This window comes from Streptomyces sp. NPDC104226 (assembly GCF_055584085.1).
In genome coordinates, this window is record NZ_JBVJMS010000002.1 from 758,650 (window position 1) to 775,953 (window position 17,304).

Annotated in this window: 14 protein-coding genes and 1 pseudogene; 11 read left to right on the top strand and 4 right to left on the bottom strand. The window is 72.3% G+C overall.

The features are described 5' to 3' along the window. Positions 1–86: 86 nt before the first annotated feature. The 10 genes from ACZ60J_RS08775 (at position 87) to ACZ60J_RS08820 (ending at position 9,827) form a co-directional block, all read left to right on the top strand. Positions 87–1,046, top strand: a complete 960-nt coding sequence (locus ACZ60J_RS08775; protein WP_469679897.1) for an urea transporter — start codon at positions 87–89, stop codon at positions 1,044–1,046. Positions 1,047–1,102: 56 nt separating this feature from the next. Next, a complete protein-coding gene (locus ACZ60J_RS08780) occupies positions 1,103–1,408 on the top strand; it encodes an urease subunit gamma (RefSeq protein WP_469679898.1) in 306 nt (101 codons plus the stop codon). Between the two features lie 3 nt (positions 1,409–1,411). Then, complete coding sequence (locus tag ACZ60J_RS08785) at positions 1,412–2,236, top strand: sirohydrochlorin chelatase (protein WP_469679899.1); 825 nt, start codon at positions 1,412–1,414, stop codon at positions 2,234–2,236. A 23-nt stretch (positions 2,237–2,259) separates the two neighbouring features. Next, complete coding sequence (locus ACZ60J_RS08790; protein WP_469679900.1) at positions 2,260–2,829, top strand: urease subunit beta; 570 nt, start codon at positions 2,260–2,262, stop codon at positions 2,827–2,829. Positions 2,830–2,831: 2 nt separating this feature from the next. Beyond that, positions 2,832–4,556: an urease subunit alpha gene (ureC, locus tag ACZ60J_RS08795; RefSeq protein WP_469679901.1), complete on the top strand. Its 1,725-nt coding sequence runs from the start codon at positions 2,832–2,834 to the stop codon at positions 4,554–4,556. Then, positions 4,553–5,284: an urease accessory protein UreF gene (locus ACZ60J_RS08800; protein ID WP_469679903.1), complete on the top strand. Its 732-nt coding sequence runs from the start codon at positions 4,553–4,555 to the stop codon at positions 5,282–5,284. Before ureC ends, ACZ60J_RS08800 begins: the two co-directional genes overlap by 4 nt. A gap of 72 nt (positions 5,285–5,356) precedes the next feature. Further along, entirely contained in the window at positions 5,357–5,980 is a 624-nt protein-coding gene (gene ureG, locus ACZ60J_RS08805; protein ID WP_469679905.1) for an urease accessory protein UreG, read from the top strand. An 80-nt stretch (positions 5,981–6,060) separates the two neighbouring features. Next, on the top strand, positions 6,061–6,996 hold the full coding sequence (locus ACZ60J_RS08810; protein WP_469680270.1) for an urease accessory protein UreD: 936 nt from the start codon (positions 6,061–6,063) through the stop codon (positions 6,994–6,996). Between the two features lie 48 nt (positions 6,997–7,044). After that, positions 7,045–8,418 carry an ammonium transporter gene (locus ACZ60J_RS08815; RefSeq protein ID WP_469679907.1) on the top strand — a complete coding sequence of 458 codons (1,374 nt, stop codon included), beginning with the start codon at positions 7,045–7,047 and terminating at the stop codon, positions 8,416–8,418. Then, complete coding sequence (locus ACZ60J_RS08820; protein WP_469679909.1) at positions 8,415–9,827, top strand: ammonium transporter; 1,413 nt, start codon at positions 8,415–8,417, stop codon at positions 9,825–9,827. The genes ACZ60J_RS08815 and ACZ60J_RS08820 overlap by 4 nt, the downstream gene beginning before the upstream one ends. Positions 9,828–9,949: 122 nt before the next feature. On the opposite strand, the gene ACZ60J_RS08825 is transcribed toward ACZ60J_RS08820, so the two are convergent. Continuing rightward, positions 9,950–10,564, bottom strand: a complete 615-nt coding sequence (locus ACZ60J_RS08825; RefSeq protein ID WP_469679911.1) for an RraA family protein — start codon at positions 10,562–10,564, stop codon at positions 9,950–9,952. 192 nt (positions 10,565–10,756) lie between these two features. On the opposite strand from ACZ60J_RS08825, the pseudogene ACZ60J_RS08830 reads away from it, so the two are divergent. Next, a pseudogene (locus tag ACZ60J_RS08830) lies at positions 10,757–11,737 on the top strand (NAD-dependent epimerase/dehydratase family protein); the annotation flags it as partial. 464 nt (positions 11,738–12,201) lie between these two features. Here ACZ60J_RS08830 and ACZ60J_RS08835 read toward each other — a convergent pair. From ACZ60J_RS08835 to katG, 3 genes are all read right to left on the bottom strand, one after another. Then, positions 12,202–14,160, bottom strand: a complete 1,959-nt coding sequence (locus tag ACZ60J_RS08835; protein ID WP_469680272.1) for an NAD-binding protein — start codon at positions 14,158–14,160, stop codon at positions 12,202–12,204. Between the two features lie 122 nt (positions 14,161–14,282). Next, positions 14,283–14,633, bottom strand: coding sequence for a hypothetical protein (locus ACZ60J_RS08840; RefSeq protein WP_469679913.1), 351 nt, complete (start codon positions 14,631–14,633; stop codon positions 14,283–14,285). Between the two features lie 140 nt (positions 14,634–14,773). After that, positions 14,774–16,987 carry a catalase/peroxidase HPI gene (katG, locus tag ACZ60J_RS08845; RefSeq protein WP_469679915.1) on the bottom strand — a complete coding sequence of 738 codons (2,214 nt, stop codon included), beginning with the start codon at positions 16,985–16,987 and terminating at the stop codon, positions 14,774–14,776. Between the last annotated feature and the right edge of the window lie 317 nt (positions 16,988–17,304).

Genomic DNA, 17,304 nt, shown 5'->3' on the forward strand with positions numbered 1-17,304 from the left:
GTGTGCTACCCCCGCACCCGCCGATCCGCCGGTCCAAGGGCCCTCCAGGGGCCTCTTTTTGCGCAGGGGAGAAGGAAATGCAGGCCGTGGCAACGGAGCCCGCCGCACGCCAGACTCCGGCTCAACCCGCCAGCTTCATCCAGGAGGTCCTGCGGGGCGTCGCCCAGGTCGATTTCATGCCGAACGCGATCACGGGCATCTTCTTCCTGGCCGCCCTTGCCGCCGCGGGCTGGCAGTACGCCCTCTACGGCCTCCTCGGCGCGGTCCTCGGCACCGGCACCGCCTACGCGTTCGGCATCGACCGCGAGATCGTCTCGGCCGGACTGCGCGGCTTCAACGGCACCCTCGTCTCCCTCTCGTTCGCCGTGTTCCTCGGGTGGGACCACCTGTCCACCCTGCTGCTGGCGATCGGCGGCAGCATCACCGTGGTGGTCGTCACCTCGGCGCTGGCCACCGTCCTCGGGACCTGGAACATCCCCACGTTCACCGCACCGTTCTGCATCATCGCCAGCGTCATGACCATCGCGGCGCCGAGCTTCTCCCGGGTGTGGCACACCGGCCCCGCACTGGCGGCGCTGCCCACGGCCACCAGCGGCACCACCCCACTCGGCTGGGGCCGGCTCTGGCGCGCCTTCTTCGCCAACGTCGGCCAGATCTTCTTCATGCCGCAGTGGTACGTGGGCCTGATCTTCCTCGCCGGCATCTTCGTCGCCAGCCGGGTCGCCGGGGCCATGGCCTGCGTCGGCAGCGTCACGGCCCTGTTCGTCGCCTGGGCGATGGGTTCGCCGTCCGAAGGCGTCGCGGAGGGGCTCATGGGCTACAGCAGCGTGCTCGTCGCGATGGCCCTGTGCGGTGTCTTCCTCGTCCGGTCCCGCTGGAGCTTCACGTTCGCCGTCCTGGGCGCCGCGGCCGCGACCGGGCTCACGTCCGCGATGACCGCCTTCTTCGCCCCCTTCGGCGGCCACACCTTCACCTGGCCGTTCGTCCTGACCACGGTCGTCTTCGTTGCCGCCGTCCCCCAGATCCCCCGGCTGCAACGGACTTGAGACACCCCGGAAGCAGAAGCACCCGAACCACCCCGAGAGCCGAAAGTGAGTGACCGATGAATCTCGCTCCCCGTGAGATGGACAAGCTCTGGATCTACGTCGTGGCCGATCTGGCGCGCAAGCGGCGGGACCGGGGCGTCAAGCTCAACTACAGCGAGGCCTGCGCCCTGATCAGCGAAGGCATCCTCGAAGGCGCCCGCGACGGCAGGACCGTCGCCGAGTGCATGGAGCTCGGCAAGCAGATGGTCTCCGCCGACGACGTCATGAAGGGCGTACGGGAGATGCTGCCGCTGCTCCAGGTCGAGGCCGCCTTCGTGGACGGCACCAAGCTCGTCTCCTGCCACGACCCCGTCGGCGCCTGAGCGGTGGCGTCCATCGCACCCGAACGGCCCGTCGGGGCAACGGAACCGGCGGCCCGCGTCATCCTGGCCGGCGGTCACGAGGGCGGCGCGGCGGCCGGCGCCGTGCACCCCGGCCGGCCGCTGGCCGAAGCCGTGCGCGCGGCGCTCGCCGCCTCGTCCGGACCGGTGTGCGTGGTCCCGATGACGCTGGGGCGCGACCCCGGGCTGATCGCGGACTGCGCCCGCGCGCTGCGCTGGCTGAGCCGGGAGGAGGAGCCCGGGCGGCTCGTACTGGCGCCCCCCTTCGCCACCGTGGACCACCTGACCGCGTTCCTGCGTACCGCCGCCCTCAAGGCGGTCCGCGAGGCTCCCGACACCTCCGCGGTCCTGGTCACCGCACCCGCCGCGGGGCCCTTCGAGGACGCCGATCTGTTCCGCGTGGCCCGGCTGGTGCGCCAGTACGGGCACCACCGCTGGGTCGAGGTGGCCTTCGACGGCGGCGACCCGGACCTGGCGGAGGGCGCGGAGCGGTGCCGTCGGCTCGGCGCCGGCCAGGTCTCCCTGGTCCGGGCCGCGTTCGCCCCGCCCGCCGAGCTCCCGGAGGGGGTCCTGGACACCGGTCCGCTGCTGTCCGACGCGGCGATCACCCAGGTCGTACGGGCCCGCTCGCAGGAGGCGCTGCACCGGCTGGCCCACGGGCAGGACGGCGTGGCCGAGGGGCTGGACGCCGAACACGGGCACGGGTACGCGCACTCCCACGGCCCGGGCGGCGGCCATCACCACCACGGCCACGCGGACCCGGACGCACACCACTCGCACGCGCATCCGCACGGCCGTTCCCCCCACTGATCCGAAGGAAGGGAAGTACCCCCATGTCAGGTGGCGCCACATACCTCTACGGCGAAGGCACCGTAGAGATCAACGCCGGCCGCCGCAAGGCGAAGGTCACCGTCTCCAACACCGGCGACCGCGCCGTCCAGGTCGGCTCGCACTACCACTTCTTCGAGGTCAACCGGGCCCTCGACTTCGACCGCAACGCCGCCTACGGCATGCACCTCGACCTCCCCGCCGGCACCGGCGTCCGCTTCGAACCGGGCGACACCCGCGAGGTCGAACTCACCGCGTACAGCGGCCACGGCCGGCTGGTCGGCTTCAGCTCCCTGGTCAACGGCGGCCTCGGCTCCACCGACACCCGCGTCCGCGCGATGAACCGGGCGGTCGAGCTCGGCTTCCTGGGGGCCCGGCCGGAGACGGCCCAGCAGGCCGCGGTGGCGCAGGCCGCGGCGCCGGCCGTGGAGGCGCCCTCGAAGCCGGTGACCAAGCCGGCTTCGAAGCCCGCCGCGAAGCCGGCGGCCAAGCCTGCTGCCAAGCCGGCGGCCAAGGCACCCGCCAAGACCGCGGCCGCCAAGAAGGCCAAGACCTCCAAGAAGGGCGACAAGTAGCGATGGCTGTCCTGAGCCGCAAGCAGTACACCGACCTGTTCGGGCCGACCGTCGGCGACCGCTTCCACCTGGCGGACACCAACCTGGTCGTCGAGGTCGAGAAGGACCACAACGAGGGCCACTACGGCGACGAGGCCGTCTACGGCGGCGGCAAGGGCATCCGCGACGGCATGGCGCAGGACCCCCAGGCCACGAACCTGCAGGGCGCCCTGGACCTGGTCATCACCAACGTGGTGGTCATGGACGCGATCCTGGGCGTGGTCAAGGGCGACCTCGGCGTCAAGGACGGGTTCATCGCGGGCCTCGGCAAGGCCGGCAACCCGCACACCCAGTCCGGGGTGCACCCCAAGCTGGTCATCGGGCCCGGCACCGAGGTGATCTCCGGGGAGCACCTGATCGCCACGGCCGGCGGCATCGACACCCACATCCACTTCATCGCCCCGCAGCAGGCCGAGCACGGCCTGTCCAACGGCATCACCACCCTCATCGGCGGCGGCACCGGCCCCTCCGACGGCACCAACGGCACCACCTGCACCCCGGGTCCGTGGAACATCGGGCGGATGTACCAGGCGGTCGAGGACATGCCGGTCAACGTCGGCCTGCTGGGCAAGGGCAACGGCTCGCTGCCGGAAGCGCTGATCGAGCAGGTCGAGGCGGGAGTCTGCGGCCTCAAGGTGCACGAGGACTGGGGCACCACCCCGGCCGCGCTGAGCAAGGCCCTGGACGTGGCCGACGCCTACGACGTGCAGGTCGCGGTGCACACGGACACCCTGAACGAGTCCGGCTTCTTCGAGGACACCCGTTCGGCCATCGACGGGCGCACCATCCACACCTTCCACACCGAGGGTGCGGGCGGTGGCCACGCCCCCGACATCATGCGGGTGGCGGGCGAGCCCAACGTCCTGCCGTCCTCGACCAACCCGACGCTGCCGTACACGGTGAACTCGGTCGACGAGCTCCTCGACATGGTGATGGTCTGTCACCACCTGTCGCACGACATCCCGGAGGACGTCTCCTTCGCGGACTCGCGCGTGCGTGCCGAGACGATCGCCGCCGAGACCGTGCTGCACGACGAGGGGGTCATCTCGATCTTCTCCTCCGACTCGCAGGCCATGGGCCGCATCGGCGAGTCCTGGACCCGGGCCTTCCAGACCGCGCACCACTGCAAGGACCAGCGCGGCAAGCTCGACGGCGACACCGAGCGCAACGACAACTTCCGCGCGCTGCGCTACCTCGCCAAGATCACGATCAACCCGGCGATCGCCTCGGGCACCGCCGAGCACATCGGCTCCCTGGAGACGGGCAAGATCGCCGACATCGTGCTGTGGCCGATCGGCTCCTTCGCCGCGAAGCCGAAGATGGTCATCAAGGGCGGCCTGATCAACTGGGCGCTGATGGGCGACCCGAACGCCTCTCTCCCGACCCCGCAACCGGTCTACTACCGGCCGATGTTCGGCGCCTACGGCAAGGCCAGGCAGGCCACCCGGGTCTCCTTCATGTCGCAGGCCGCGATCGACCTCGGCGTACCGGAGAAGCTGGGCCTCGACAGCAGGGTCCTGCCGGTCCGGCACTGCCGCTCGGTCGGCAAGCAGCACATGGTCCGCAACGACGCCCTCCCCGTCATCACGGTCGACCCGGAGACCTACAAGGTCACCCTCGACGGGGTGCCGGCCACCATCGAGCCGGCCCGCGAACTGCCCCTGAACCACCTGTTCTACCTGGCATGAGCACGGCCGCCGACGCCGCCGGGTTCGACCCCGCGGCCGTGACGCCGGTACAGGCCCTGCTGGTCAGCCTCCAACTCACCGACTCGGCCTTCCCCAGCGGCTTCTACACCCTCTCCCACGGCCTGGAGGGCTACGCCCAGGCCAAGGCTGTGACCCCGGAGGGCGTACCCGGACTGCTGGCCGACCTGCTGCGGCACGCGGTGGGGCCTTCCGACGCCACCGCGCTGGCGCTGGCCCACCGGGCGGCGCTGGCCGGTGACTGGGAGGCCCTGGCCGAGACCGACCGGCGACTGAACGCGGCCAAGCTGAACGAGGGGCTGCGCCGCGCCGCCACCCGTACCGGCCGCCAGCTCCTGGACCTCGCCCGCGAGTGCATCGGGGGCGAACCGCTGGAGCGGTACGCGGAGCTCGTGGCGGCCAAGCGGGCCCCCGGCTCGCAGGCCGTGGCCGCCGGGGTCGCGTACGCGGCTGCCGGCGTCCCGGCCGAACAGGCCGTCGTGAGCGACCTGTTCGCGTACGCGGCCAGCTTCACCGGGGCCGCGCTGCGGTTGCGGCTCACGGACCACCGCAGGGCGCAGGTGGTGCTGCGCGGGATCGCACCCGTCATCGAGGAGGTGACGGAGGCGGCCCTGCGCCGCGAACTCGCCGATCTGGGCGGCTGCGTTCCGATGGCCGATGTGATGTCGGGCCGTCACGAACGCTCTGAGGCACGCCTGTTCGCGACTTGATCCGTCAATCCAGCTCCCTTCCTCCTCGATCCCTTCCCTCAAGCTGTTCCTTCTCTAAGGTGTGTGACTTTGATGACCGAGGACAACGTCCTGCGCGTCGGCGTCGGCGGCCCCGTCGGTTCCGGCAAGACCGCGCTGATCGAAGCCCTGGTACCCGTACTGATCGCGCGGGGCCACCGGCCCGCCGTGATCACCAACGACATCTACACCCAGGAGGACGCCCGCCAGGTCCGCCGCACGCTGGCCGGGGTGCTCGACCCCGAGCGCGTCGTGGGCGTGGAGACCGGTGCGTGCCCGCACACCGCCGTGCGTGACGACCCGACGATGAACCTGGCCGCGGGCGCGGAGATGCTGGAGCGGTTTCCCGACGTCGACACCCTGCTCTACGAGTCGGGCGGCGACAACCTCACCCTCACCTTCAGCCCGGTCCTGGTCGACCTGTTCCTCTTCGTCCTGGACACCGCCGAGGGCGAGAAGATGCCCCGCAAGCGCGGTCCGGGCATCACCGAGTCCGACCTGCTCGTGATCAACAAGATCGACATCGCCCAGTACGTCCGCTGCGACCTCGGCGTCATGGAGTCCGACGCGCACCGCGTGCGCGAGGGGCGCCCCGTGGTCCTGACCAACTGCCTCACCGGGCAGGGCCTGGAGGACGTGGCCACCTTCGTCGAGTCCTTCCGCCGGGTGCCGGCGTGAGCGTCGTGGCAGATCCGCCCCACACCCCGCCGCACGCTCCGCCCCACACCCCGCCCCACACCCTCCTGCCCCCCGGCCGTCTGGAGGCCGCGCACTACGAACCGCCGCGCGTCCCCCTGGAGGTACTGCGGCACTCCTCGGTGCCCGACACCCTCGGTGTCGGGCGCCCCGGCAAGGTGGGGCTGCTGGAGCTGGGCTTCGAGCAGGTCGGCGGGCGCACGGAGCTGGTGCGGCACTACCAGAAGTCCCCGCTCCAGATCATGCGGCCGCTCTACTTCGACCCGCACCGCCCCGACCTGCCCATCACCTTCCTGATGTCCACGGGCGGCGGGGTCATCCAGGCCGACCGGCTGCGCACCGACCTGTCCTTCGGCCCCGGCACCTCGGGGCACGTCACCACGCAGGCGGCCACGAAGGTCTACCGGATGGAGCACGACTACGCCGTCGCCCAGACCTTCCTGACCGCCGGCCCGGACGCGTACGTCGAGTACCTGCCTGATCCGGTCATCCCCTACGTCGACTCCCGCTTCTACCAGCGCACGGTGATCACCGCCGACCCCACGGCCACCGTGCTGGCGAGCGAGACCGTCCTGGCCGGCCGGCTGGCCCACGGCGAGCGCAATGCGTACCAGGTCTTCACCTCCGACCTGGAACTGCGCCGCCCGGACGGCGAGTTGGTGGCACTGGACACCGTACGGCTGGAACCGGGCGGGGCCGGGGAGCACGGCGGCCGCTCCGTCGACGGGCCCGCCGTGCTGGCCGGCCATTCCGTGATGGCCTGCTTCTTCGCGGTCACCCCGCTCGCACCGGCCCGCGAGCTCGCCGACCTGCTGCACACGACCCTGGCCGGCCGCGGACTCCCGTACGGGGTCAGCGTGCTGCCGCAGGACTGCGGGGCCTGGGTGCGGGTGCTCGGGGAGCACACCGAGGGCGTCACCCGGGCGCTCGGGGCCGCCTGGGACGCGGTGCGGCGCAGGCTGATCGGCGTACCCGCACCGGACCTGCGCAAGACCTGAACCACCCGCTCCCTCCTGCCTGTTCACGACCAGAGAGAGTTCCACCAGATGCCCAGTGGCTACGATACGGGTAACACCGCCTGGATGATGGCGAGCACCGCCATGGTGCTGCTGATGACCCCCGGCCTCGCCTTCTTCTACGGGGGCATGGTCCAAACGAAGCACGTGCTGGTGATGCTCAAGATGAGCTTCGCCTGCCTGTCGCTGGTGACCATCCTGTGGGTGGCGGTCGGCTATTCCCTCGCCTTCGGCAAGGACGCCGGCGGCGGCATGATCGGCAATCTCGACCACGCCTTCTTCCGCGGCATCGGGATGGACTCCCTGCACGGCTCCATCCCGACGGTCATCTTCGCCTGCTTCCAGATGTCCTTCGCGATCATCACGGTGGCGCTGATCAGCGGCTCGATCGCGGGCCGCGCCACCATGAAGGGCTGGCTGGTCTTCGTCGTCGCCTGGACCATGCTGGTCTACGTGCCCACCGCGCACTGGGTGTTCGCCTCCGACGGCTGGATCAACAAGTCCCTGGGCGCGCTCGACTACGCGGGCGGCCTGCCGGTCGAGCTCAGCTCGGGGGCCTCGGGCCTCGCGGTGGCCATCGTGCTGCGCAAGCGCAAGGACTTCGAGCGCGAGACGATCCGCCCGCACAACCTGCCCCTGGTCATCATCGGTCTGGCGCTGCTGTGGTTCGGCTGGTTCGGCTTCAACGCGGGCTCCGCACTCCAGGTCGAGGGCAGTGCACCCACCACCTTCTTCAACACCCAACTGGCCGCCGCGGGCGCGATGATCGGCTGGCCGATCATCGAGAAGTGGCGCCTGGGGCACGTGGAGATGCTGGGCGTGGCCTCGGCGGCCGTCGCCGGCATGGTGGCCATCACCCCCGCCTGCGGCGAGGTCTCCCCGCTCGGCGCGCTGATCATCGGTTTCACCGCCGGTGTGGTCTGCTGCTTCGCCATCAACATGAAGTACAAGATCGGCGTCGACGACACCCTCGACGTGGTCGGCGTGCACGGCTGGGGCGGCATCGTCGGCGTCCTCTCCATCGGCTTCTTCGCCACGGCCGCGATGAGCGGCAAGAAGGGCCTCTTCTACGGGGGCGGCCTGGACCAGCTCTGGCGGCAGGCCGTCGGCGTCCTGGCGGTGGGGACCTTCGCCTTCGCGATGACCTGGCTCATCGCCAAGGCGATCGACAAGGCCGTCGGCTTCCGCACCTCGGAGGAGTACGAGAACGTACCCGGCCGGGACGAGGAGGTCGCCTACGACAACGCGACCCTGGACGAGATCCGCGACCGGATCGGCGGAGCCGGGACCGCGCCCCGCGAGACCGCCGCGGTGGGCTCGTCCAAGAGCGCGACGGAGCAGCAGGACGCCGCGCTGCTCGCCGAGATCGTGTCCGTGCTGGACCGACGGGAGCGTGACAAGTGACCGCGCACACGATGGCCGCCTCCGTGTCGGCGGTCGCCGCCGCACCCTCCGCCGCCGACTCCGGCAACGCGTCCTGGCTGATGATGGCCACGGCGCTGGTGCTGCTGATGGCTCCCGGAGTGGCCTTCTTCTACGGCGGCATGGTCCGCACCGGCCAGATCGTCGCCATGCTGAAGATGATCTTCTTCTGCATGGTGATCGTCACCGTGCTCTGGTTCGCGATCGGCTACTCCCTGGCCTTCGGCCCGGACGCCGGCGGGCTCGGGGTCATCGGCACGCTCGACCACGCCTTCCTGCGCGGGATCGACGCCGGGTCGCTGACCGGCTCCGTGCCCACGGTCACCTTCGTGGTCTTCCACCTGTCCTTCGCGGTCGTCACCGTGGCCCTGATCGCGGGCTCCATCGCGGGCCGCGCGAAGATGGGCGGCTGGATCGCCTTCGTCATCGCGTGGACCCTGCTGGTCTACATCCCCATGGCCCACTGGGTGTTCGACCCGCAGGGCTGGGTCGCCAAGCAGCTGGGCGCCGTCGACTTCTCCGGCGGCACGGTCGTGGAGATCGGATCGGGGGCCGCCGGCCTCGCCCTCGCCATCGTCGCGGGCAAGCGCGCGGACTTCGACCGCCAGGGCATCCGGCCGCACAACCTGCCGCTCGTGGTCATCGGGCTGTCCCTCATGTGGTTCGGCTGGTTCGGCTTCAACACCGGCTCCTCCCTGGAGACCCCGGGCGGCGCGGCGATGGCCTTCCTCAACAGCCAGCTCGCGGCGGGCGCGGCGATGGCCGGCTGGGCGGCGACCAGCTGGTGGCGCACCCGTCAGGTCGGCCTGCTCGACATGTGCATGGGCGCCGTCACCGGACTGGTCGCCATGACCCCGCTGGCCGGCGGGGTGAGCCCGGTATGGGCCACCATCATCGGCTTCCTCGCCGGCCTGACCTGCGCGTTCGCGATCAGCTGGAAGTACCGGCTGGGCGTGGACGACACCCTGGACGTGGTGGGCATCCACGGCTGGGGCGGCATCGTCGGCATGGTCATGGCCGGCCTCTGCGCGACGGGAACGCTGACGGGCCACAAGGGCCTCTTCTACGGCGGCTCCTGGGACCTGCTGAGCAAGCAGCTCACCGCCACGGTGGTGCTCGGGCTGTTCTCGTTCGTGATGACCGCACTGATCGGCAAGGCCATCGAGGTCACCATCGGGCTGCGCCAGCCCGGCGGCATGGTGGAGAAGGAGCAGGCCTACGCCGACGTCCTCTCCGACGGCCTCGACCAGCTGTCGGGCGGCGCCCCCCGCGCCGAGGGGGCCGGTGTCGAGCCGGAGAGCGCCTCCGCGCTGGTCGCCCGGCTGCGCGAGGTCCTGCTGACCGCCCCGCAGGGCGGCGGTGACCGGCCGGGCGGCGAAGACCGCGGCTGAACACGCCGCACACGGGCCCGGACCCGGTCGCGTCATGCGGCCGGGTCCGGGCGTGACCGGGCTCCGGGCACGCGGCGGAGCAGGGCGTCCGGGCCGGCGCCCGTAAGGTCAGGGGGCGGCGGTCAACCGGTGAAGCCGAGGCCGCCCAGCGCCTTCTCGATGCGCGCGCGGTGCTGCTCCTCCCAGGCGTCCAGGGACTCCCCCGCCTCCTTGGCCAGCTTGTCCTGAGCAGCCCGCAGGATCTCCTCCTGCCGGGCGGCCGGGGTGACGACGATGCCCTCCTCGTCGGCGACCACGATGTCACCGGGGTGCACGCTCACTCCGCCGACCCGCACGGCTCCGCCGAGGGCGCCGAGCTTCTTCTTGCCGCCCGGGATGGGGATGACACCGCGGGCGAAGACCGGGAAGCCCGCCGCGCGCACCTCCGCGAGGTCGCGCAGGAGCCCGTCGAGCACGAACGCGGCGATGCCGCGGCGCTGGGCGACGGCGCACACGTTGCCGCCGGCGAGCGCGTAGTCCAGGTCACCCGATTCCACGACGATGACCGAGCCGGGCTCGGCGCGGTAGATGGCCGCGTGCAGCATCAGGTTGTCCCCGGGCTCGCACCGCACGGTGTACGCGGGTCCCGCGACGCGCGGCGCGTCCCACAGCGGCCGGATGCCGATGTCCATGACCTGCTCGCGGCCCAGGAAGTCGGCCAGGGTGGTGGGCGGGACGCCCTCGAATCCGTCGTGCATGTCCGTCCTTGCTCTCAGTGGCGCCCGCCCGTGCGGCGGACCCGCCCGGGGCACCAAGATCGTAGGTCACCGCGGACCGGGAGGGAGCGAAGGGGGTCACCGCGGGGCGGACGGACGGTGTCGGCAGGTGGGAGCCCTGCGCTGTCGGTGAACGGCCTCGGAATCCGGCGGGCTCAGTGCTTGGCTGGAGCGATGGAGATCCTCATTCTGGGCGGAACGGCTTGGCTGGGGCGCGAGCTGTCCCGGCAGGCGATCGGACGGGGTCACCGGGTGACCTGCCTGGCGCGCGGCGAGAGCGGCGCGGTCGCGGACGGGGCCGGGCTCGTGGTGGCCGACCGGCAGAGCCCTTCGGCGTACGAAGCCCTGCTGGACCGCGCGTGGGACGCGGTCGTAGAGGTGTCCTGGCAGCCGGGGTTCGTGCGCGGGGCGCTGGCCGCGCTCGCGGACCGGGCCGGGCACTGGACCTACGTCTCCTCCATCAGCGCCTACGCCTCGCACGCGGCCCCGGACGCCGACGAGTCCGCGGCCCTGCTGGCCCCGGCCGGGGCGGACGAGGCCGACCGCTCGGTGTACGGGGAGGCCAAGGTCGCCTGTGAGCAGGCCTCCGCGGCCGCCGTCGGCGACCGGCTCCTGATCGCCCGCGCCGGCCTGATCGGCGGCCCGGGCGATCACAGCGACCGCTCCGGCTACTGGGCGGCCCGCGCCGCGGCCGATCCGGTGGGGCCGATGCTGGTACCCGACGAACCGGACCTCGCCACCCAGGCCGTCGACGTACGGGACCTCGCGGGCTGGCTCCTCGACTGCGCGGCGAACGGAACCACCGGTACCTACGACGCCGTCGGCCCGGTGGTTCCGCTCGCGCGGTGGATCGAACTGTCCCGCGCCGCCGGGGGGCACACCGGTCCGGTGGTCCCCGCCGGTTCCGAGTGGCTGCTCGCCCAGGGCGTGGCCGAGTACATGGGCCCCGGTTCGCTGCCGATGTGGGTCGTCGAGAAGGGCTGGGAGGGCTGGGCGGCACGGAGCGGGGCGGCGGCGCGCGCGGTGGGCCTGCGCCACCGCCCCCGGGCCGAGCTGCTGGCCGACACCCTGCGCTGGGAGCGCGAACGGGGTCTGGACCGGCCCCGGCGCGCGGGCCTCGGCCCCGACCGCGAACGCGAACTGCTCGCCGCGCTCGCGGCCGTGGCGACCGTGCCCGAGGGACCGGCCGTGGACGCGCCCCGCCGTGGCGCCTGGTTGCGGGCCGGCATCAGCCGCGACGGCGGACCGCTCCGGGAGACCGAGCACGTCGTGTGGCTGCAGACCGGCAGTCTGTACGCGGACAGCCGCGGGTTCGCGGGGAGCACCTCGTACGACGGCCGGCAGGTCACCTTCCACCACCACGTCGGCACGCCCGGCCACGACGTCGGAGTCCTGCGCCCCGACGGCGAGTCCCTGGTCGAGACGGGCACCAACCTCGACGGCAGCACCTTCCTGGAGGTGTGGACCCCGCTGCCGCACGCCCAGGGACCCACCGGCTGCTGGCTCGCCGCGGGCACCCAGACCGTGCGGGTGGGCAGCCACGTGGTGCACGTGGACGCCGCCGGGCACGGCACCCACCACGTCCTGCCCCACGGCGATGCCGAGCCGGCGCCGCCGGATCAGAAGGGCTGACCCGCCCCGGCCTCCGCGCCCCCGGCCGTACGGGCCTGCCCGCGGCCGAGCAGTTCCGCCAGGCCGCGCCGGGTGGCGGCCACGACCACGCGGTCCTCGGGCCGCAGCACGTGGCCGGGCCGCAGGTCCCACACCAGGGCGGGCCGCCTGGCCGTGTCGTAGCCGGGCTCCGTGGCGAGGCCGGGGCGGCGGTTCGCCGCGGCGGCACGGTCCAGGGCGACGATCCGCCAGGCGCCGGGCCGGAACGATTCCGCGATGGTCCGGCCCTCCAACTGGGGATGGCCGGCCACCTCCAGCACCGCGAACACCAGCACCCTGCGCTCCACCGGGATCGCGCCGAGCACCTGGCGGCCCATCATCGCCCCGGCGAACGCGGGCGCCGCCAGATGGGAGACGCTGCGGCTCCGGGTCAGGGCCGCCGGGTGGGCCTCGCGCAGGGTGCGGTAGACGGCGGTGGCGAACTCGTTGTCGTACAGCCGCATCACCACCCGTACGTCGGGTTTCACCGAGCGGGCGTAGAGCGCGGCCTCCAGATTGGTGGTGTCCGAGCTGGTCACCGCCAGCAGCGCGGCGGCGCGGTGGATCCGGGCGGCCTCCAGGACGCCTTCGTCGGTGACGTCGCCGAGCACGACGGGCACGTGCAGGCGGCGCGCGAGGGCGACCCCCCGGGCCCCGGGCTCGGACTCCACGCACACCACGGGGATCCCCAGCTCCCGCAGCCGCGCGAGCACCCGGGCGCCGACCTTGCCGAGACCGAGCAGCACGACGTGCCCGGAGAGCCCGCGCGGCGGCCTGCGCAGGGCCGTGGCGGTACGGAACGCGCCCAGCGCCTCGAGCGCGGCCGCGACCAGGACGGGCAGCAGGAGCAGCCCGACGAACCCGGCCAGGATCTGCAGGAGCTGACGCTCGGTGGGCTGGTCCAGCGCGGGGTCGTTGATCGCGAAGACGTCGAGCAGGGTCAGGTAGACGGCGTGCAGCGGGGTGTCGCCCGTGACCAGCGAGGAGGCGACGGCCAGGGCGCCCACTGCGGCCGTGATCCCGGCCAGCGACCAGCGGAGCCTGCGGGAGAACAGCGAACCCACCGGCAGGGAGACCTGGTTCAGCCGTCGCCCCTCCGCTGCGGACGCGGCGTGGGAGACCGCTTCCAGTGCGACGATCCCGCGCCCGGTCGCGGCCGCCACGGACCCTGCGTCCGGGAGGAGTTGCGGGCCGCGGTCCCCGCCGAGCTCCGATCCGTCGGCGCCTGCCGGGTCCCCGGCGGTGGCGGAGAGCAGGGCCAGCGTGCACAGGCCCGGGTCGGCCACCTCGCCTGGGCCGGGCGGCGTGCGTTCCACCGCGCGCAGGAGCAGCCCGTCGGCCTGGATCACCTTGCTGGTGCCGGCGACGGCGGAGGCGACGAGTGCGGGGGCGGCCGTATCGGCGTCGGAGAGCACGGTCGTGGCGGAGTCGAGCCCCCTCCGGTCGAGCCCCGGTTCCGCGACGCGCGCCGCCTGGTCGAGCAACTCCTCCAGGTGCTGGCCGAGTTTGCGGTTGTAGAGGCGGATGACGAGCCGCAGCCTGGGGTTCAGCCGCCGGGCCGTCAGGGCGGCTCGTACGTTCGTCTCGTCGTCTTCGTACACGAGCGCCAGCGCGGCCGCCCCGGCCACCCCGGCGGCGGCGAGGGCCTCTTCGTCGGGGGCGGGAGCCTCCAGCACCCGCATGTCGGGTACGGGCGCCTCCCCCGCGCCGGCCCGGTCCGCGGCGGCCGTACGGATCCGCGCGGCCGGAAACCGTCCCAGCAGCGCGCGCCCGGCCCCCACCCGGGTCCGCGTCCGGCCCTCTCCGACGCCGGCCCCGGGGCGCACCTCGCGGGCTGCCGGCACGACCAGCGTCACCCGCTCCTCGTACACGTCACGGAGCTCCGCGGCCAGCCGGTGGGCGAGCCCGTCGTCCCCGCACACGACCATCAGGTCGGCGGATTCGGGCTGTTGAGGATGCGTGGAAGGAGAGGACACCGCCCCAGCATGCCGTGTCGGCCGGTTCGTCCGGGCGGCGGCCGCGGCGAGCGTGCGTCAGTGGATGGCGTGCGTCAGTGGATGACGGTGAAGCTGCGCCAGGGCAGGGCTTCGGGGGCCGTGACGTTCGAGAGGGTCGTGGCCACGTAGGTGCCGTCGCCCTTGGTGAGCTTGCGGCAGTCTTCCGTCTGGTAGAGGACGACGTCCACGAGGGTGTTGTTCTCCACGTGGGTCGCCCCCTTCGGCAGGGCGATCTTGTGGCAGCCCTTGACGGAGGTGTTGCTGTAGCTCACCTCGACCGGCGAGTCGTGTCCGCGGAACTCGAGCATTCCGACGGTGCTCCGGCCCAGGCCCGAGCAGGCGGTGGCCGTCAGCAGCAGCGCTGCCGTTCCCGCGATGATGCTGATACGCCTGCTGTGGGACATGGCGCGGTCCTCGTCTGTGCGGTGGTGGCGGTCCTACGCACAGACTGCCCCGGCACGGCGCGCGCGGCCCCCGCTGCTCCGCCGTCCGGGTGAACGCGGCACCGCGGCCCCGGCAGGTGCCGGGGCCGCGGTCGCCGGGATCAGACGAGGTCGAACCGGTCCAGGTCCATGACCTTGCCCCAGGCGGCGACGAAGTCCTTGACGAACTTCCCCTTCGCGTCGTCGCTCGCGTAGACCTCCGCGAGCGCGCGCAGCTCGGAGTTCGAGCCGAAGACGAGGTCGGCCCGGCTGCCGGTCCAGCGGACCTTGCCCGAGTCGTCGCGGGCCTCGAAGGCGTGGGCGTCCTCGGAGGTCGCCTTCCACGTCGTGCCCGGGTCGAGCAGGTTGGCGAAGAAGTCGTTGGTCAGGGTGCCCGGGCGGTCGGTGAGGACACCGGCCGTGGACTGCTGGTGGTTCGCCCCGAGCACGCGCAGGCCGCCGACGAGGACCGTCATCTCGGGGGCACTGAGAGTGAGCAGGTTCGCCCTGTCGAGCAGCAGGTACTCGGCCGGGAGCCGGTTGCCCTTGCCCACGTAGTTGCGGAACCCGTCGGAGGAGGGCTCCAGCGCGGAGAAGGACTCGACGTCCGTCTGCTCCTCCGTGGCGTCCACGCGGCCCGGGGTGAACGGAACCTCGACCCGGACACCGCCGTCCGCGGCGGCCTTCTCCACGGCCGCGGAGCCCGCGAGCACGACGAGGTCGGCCAGCGAGATCTGCTTGGCACCGGCGTTGAAGGAGCTCTGGACGGACTCGAGCGTGCGGAGCACCTGCGCGAGGTCGTCCGGGTTGTTGACCTCCCAGTTGCGCTGCGGCTCCAGGCGGATGCGGCCGCCGTTGGCGCCGCCTCGCTTGTCGCTGCCGCGGAAGGAGGAGGCGGACGCCCAGGCGGCCGAGACCAGCTGGGAGACGGTGAGGCCCGAGCCGAGGATCTGCTCCTTGAGGGAGGCGATGTCCGCGGCGCCGACCGGCTCGCCGGAAGGCGCCGGGAGCGGGTCCTGCCACAGCAGGGTCTCGGAGGGGACCTCGGGGCCGAGGTAGCGGACGACCGGGCCCATGTCGCGGTGCGTCAGCTTGTACCAGGCGCGGGCGAAGGCGTCCGCGAACTGGTCCGGGTTCTCGTAGAAGCGCCGGGAGATCGGCTCGTAGACCGGGTCGAAGCGCAGCGACAGGTCGGTGGTGAGCATGGTCGGGAGGTGCTTCTTCGACGCGTCGTAGGCGTCGGGGATGATCGCCTCGGCGTTCTTCGCCACCCACTGGTTCGCACCGGCCGGGCTCTGGGTGAGCTCGTACTCGTACTCGAAGAGGTTGCGGAAGAACTCGTTGCCCCAGCGGGTCGGGGTGCTGGTCCAGGTGACCTCGAGCCCGCTGGTGATCGCGTCGGCGCCCTTGCCGCTGCGGTAGGTGCTGGCCCAGCCGAAGCCCTGCGCCTCGATCGGGGCGGCCTCGGGGTCGTCACCGACGTGGTCCGCCGGGCCCGCGCCGTGGGTCTTGCCGAAGGTGTGGCCGCCCGCGATGAGGGCGACGGTCTCCTCGTCGTTCATCGCCATGCGGCGGAAGGTCTCGCGGATGTCGCGGGCCGCGGCGATCGGGTCCGGGTTGCCGTTGGGGCCCTCGGGGTTGACGTAGATGAGGCCCATCTGGACCGCGCCGAGGGGGCTCTCCAGATCGCGGTCGCCGGTGTAGCGCTGGTCGTCGAGCCAGGTGGTCTCGGGACCCCAGTACACGTCCTCGTCGGCCTCCCAGACGTCCGGGCGGCCGCCGGCGAAGCCGAAGGTCTCGAAGCCCATCGACTCCAGGGCGACGTTGCCCGTGAGGATCATGAGGTCGGCCCAGGAGATGCTCTGGCCGTACTTCTTCTTGACCGGCCACAGCAGGCGGCGGGCCTTGTCGAGGTTGCCGTTGTCCGGCCAGCTGTTGAGGGGGGCGAACCGCTGCTGGCCGGCTCCGGCGCCGCCGCGGCCGTCGCTGATGCGGTAGGTGCCCGCGCTGTGCCAGGCCATGCGGATCATGAGCGGGCCGTAGTGGCCGAAGTCGGCGGGCCACCACTCCTGCGAGGTGGTCAGCACCTCCGCGATGTCCCGCTTGACCGCCGGGAGGTCGAGCGCGTTGAACGCGGCGGCGTAGTCGAACCCCTCGCCGAGGGGGTTGGCCACGGCGGGGTTCTTGGCGAGGATCTTCAGGTTGAGGCGCTCCGGCCACCACTGGCGGTTTCCGCCGCCCTGGGTCGGGTGCGCGGCCCGCTCGTGCGCGACCGGGCAGCCACCGCCGCCCTCCGACTTCGCATCGGTGACGATTGCGTCATGGTTCTCAGACATGGGAATCCTTCCGGACCGGACCGGGGGTCACGGTGATCAGGAACTGCATGCGATGGAACATTTCTGGGGCACGGGGCCCGCGGGGGGCCTCGGTTTCACGGTCGTCCTGACGCCGGGGCGGTCACCGTCGCGGACGGTCTCACGTCCAGTCTCGCGCTGCTCCGGACCGTTCCTGTCCCTTGGCTATCAACACGACCGATCCTACGATGGACGCAATCCAAGTCAAGAACGACACCAAGCCCGCATCCAGTCGGATCCCGGACCGTGGCGGTACGTTTCCGGAGCGTCCCGCCGACCTGCCCCGCCGAACTCGAAAA

Coding starts and splice junctions, on each gene's coding strand:
- ACZ60J_RS08780 (WP_469679898.1), top strand. CDS start 1,103: ATGAATCTCGCTCCCCGTGAGATGGACAAGCTCTGGATCTACGTCGTG.
- ACZ60J_RS08790 (WP_469679900.1), top strand. CDS start 2,260: ATGTCAGGTGGCGCCACATACCTCTACGGCGAAGGCACCGTAGAGATC.
- ureC (WP_469679901.1), top strand. CDS start 2,832: ATGGCTGTCCTGAGCCGCAAGCAGTACACCGACCTGTTCGGGCCGACC.
- ACZ60J_RS08800 (WP_469679903.1), top strand. CDS start 4,553: ATGAGCACGGCCGCCGACGCCGCCGGGTTCGACCCCGCGGCCGTGACG.
- ureG (WP_469679905.1), top strand. CDS start 5,357: ATGACCGAGGACAACGTCCTGCGCGTCGGCGTCGGCGGCCCCGTCGGT.
- ACZ60J_RS08815 (WP_469679907.1), top strand. CDS start 7,045: ATGCCCAGTGGCTACGATACGGGTAACACCGCCTGGATGATGGCGAGC.
- ACZ60J_RS08825 (WP_469679911.1), bottom strand. CDS start 10,564: ATGCACGACGGATTCGAGGGCGTCCCGCCCACCACCCTGGCCGACTTC.
- ACZ60J_RS08835 (WP_469680272.1), bottom strand. CDS start 14,160: ATGGTCGTGTGCGGGGACGACGGGCTCGCCCACCGGCTGGCCGCGGAG.
- ACZ60J_RS08840 (WP_469679913.1), bottom strand. CDS start 14,633: ATGTCCCACAGCAGGCGTATCAGCATCATCGCGGGAACGGCAGCGCTG.
- katG (WP_469679915.1), bottom strand. CDS start 16,987: ATGTCTGAGAACCATGACGCAATCGTCACCGATGCGAAGTCGGAGGGC.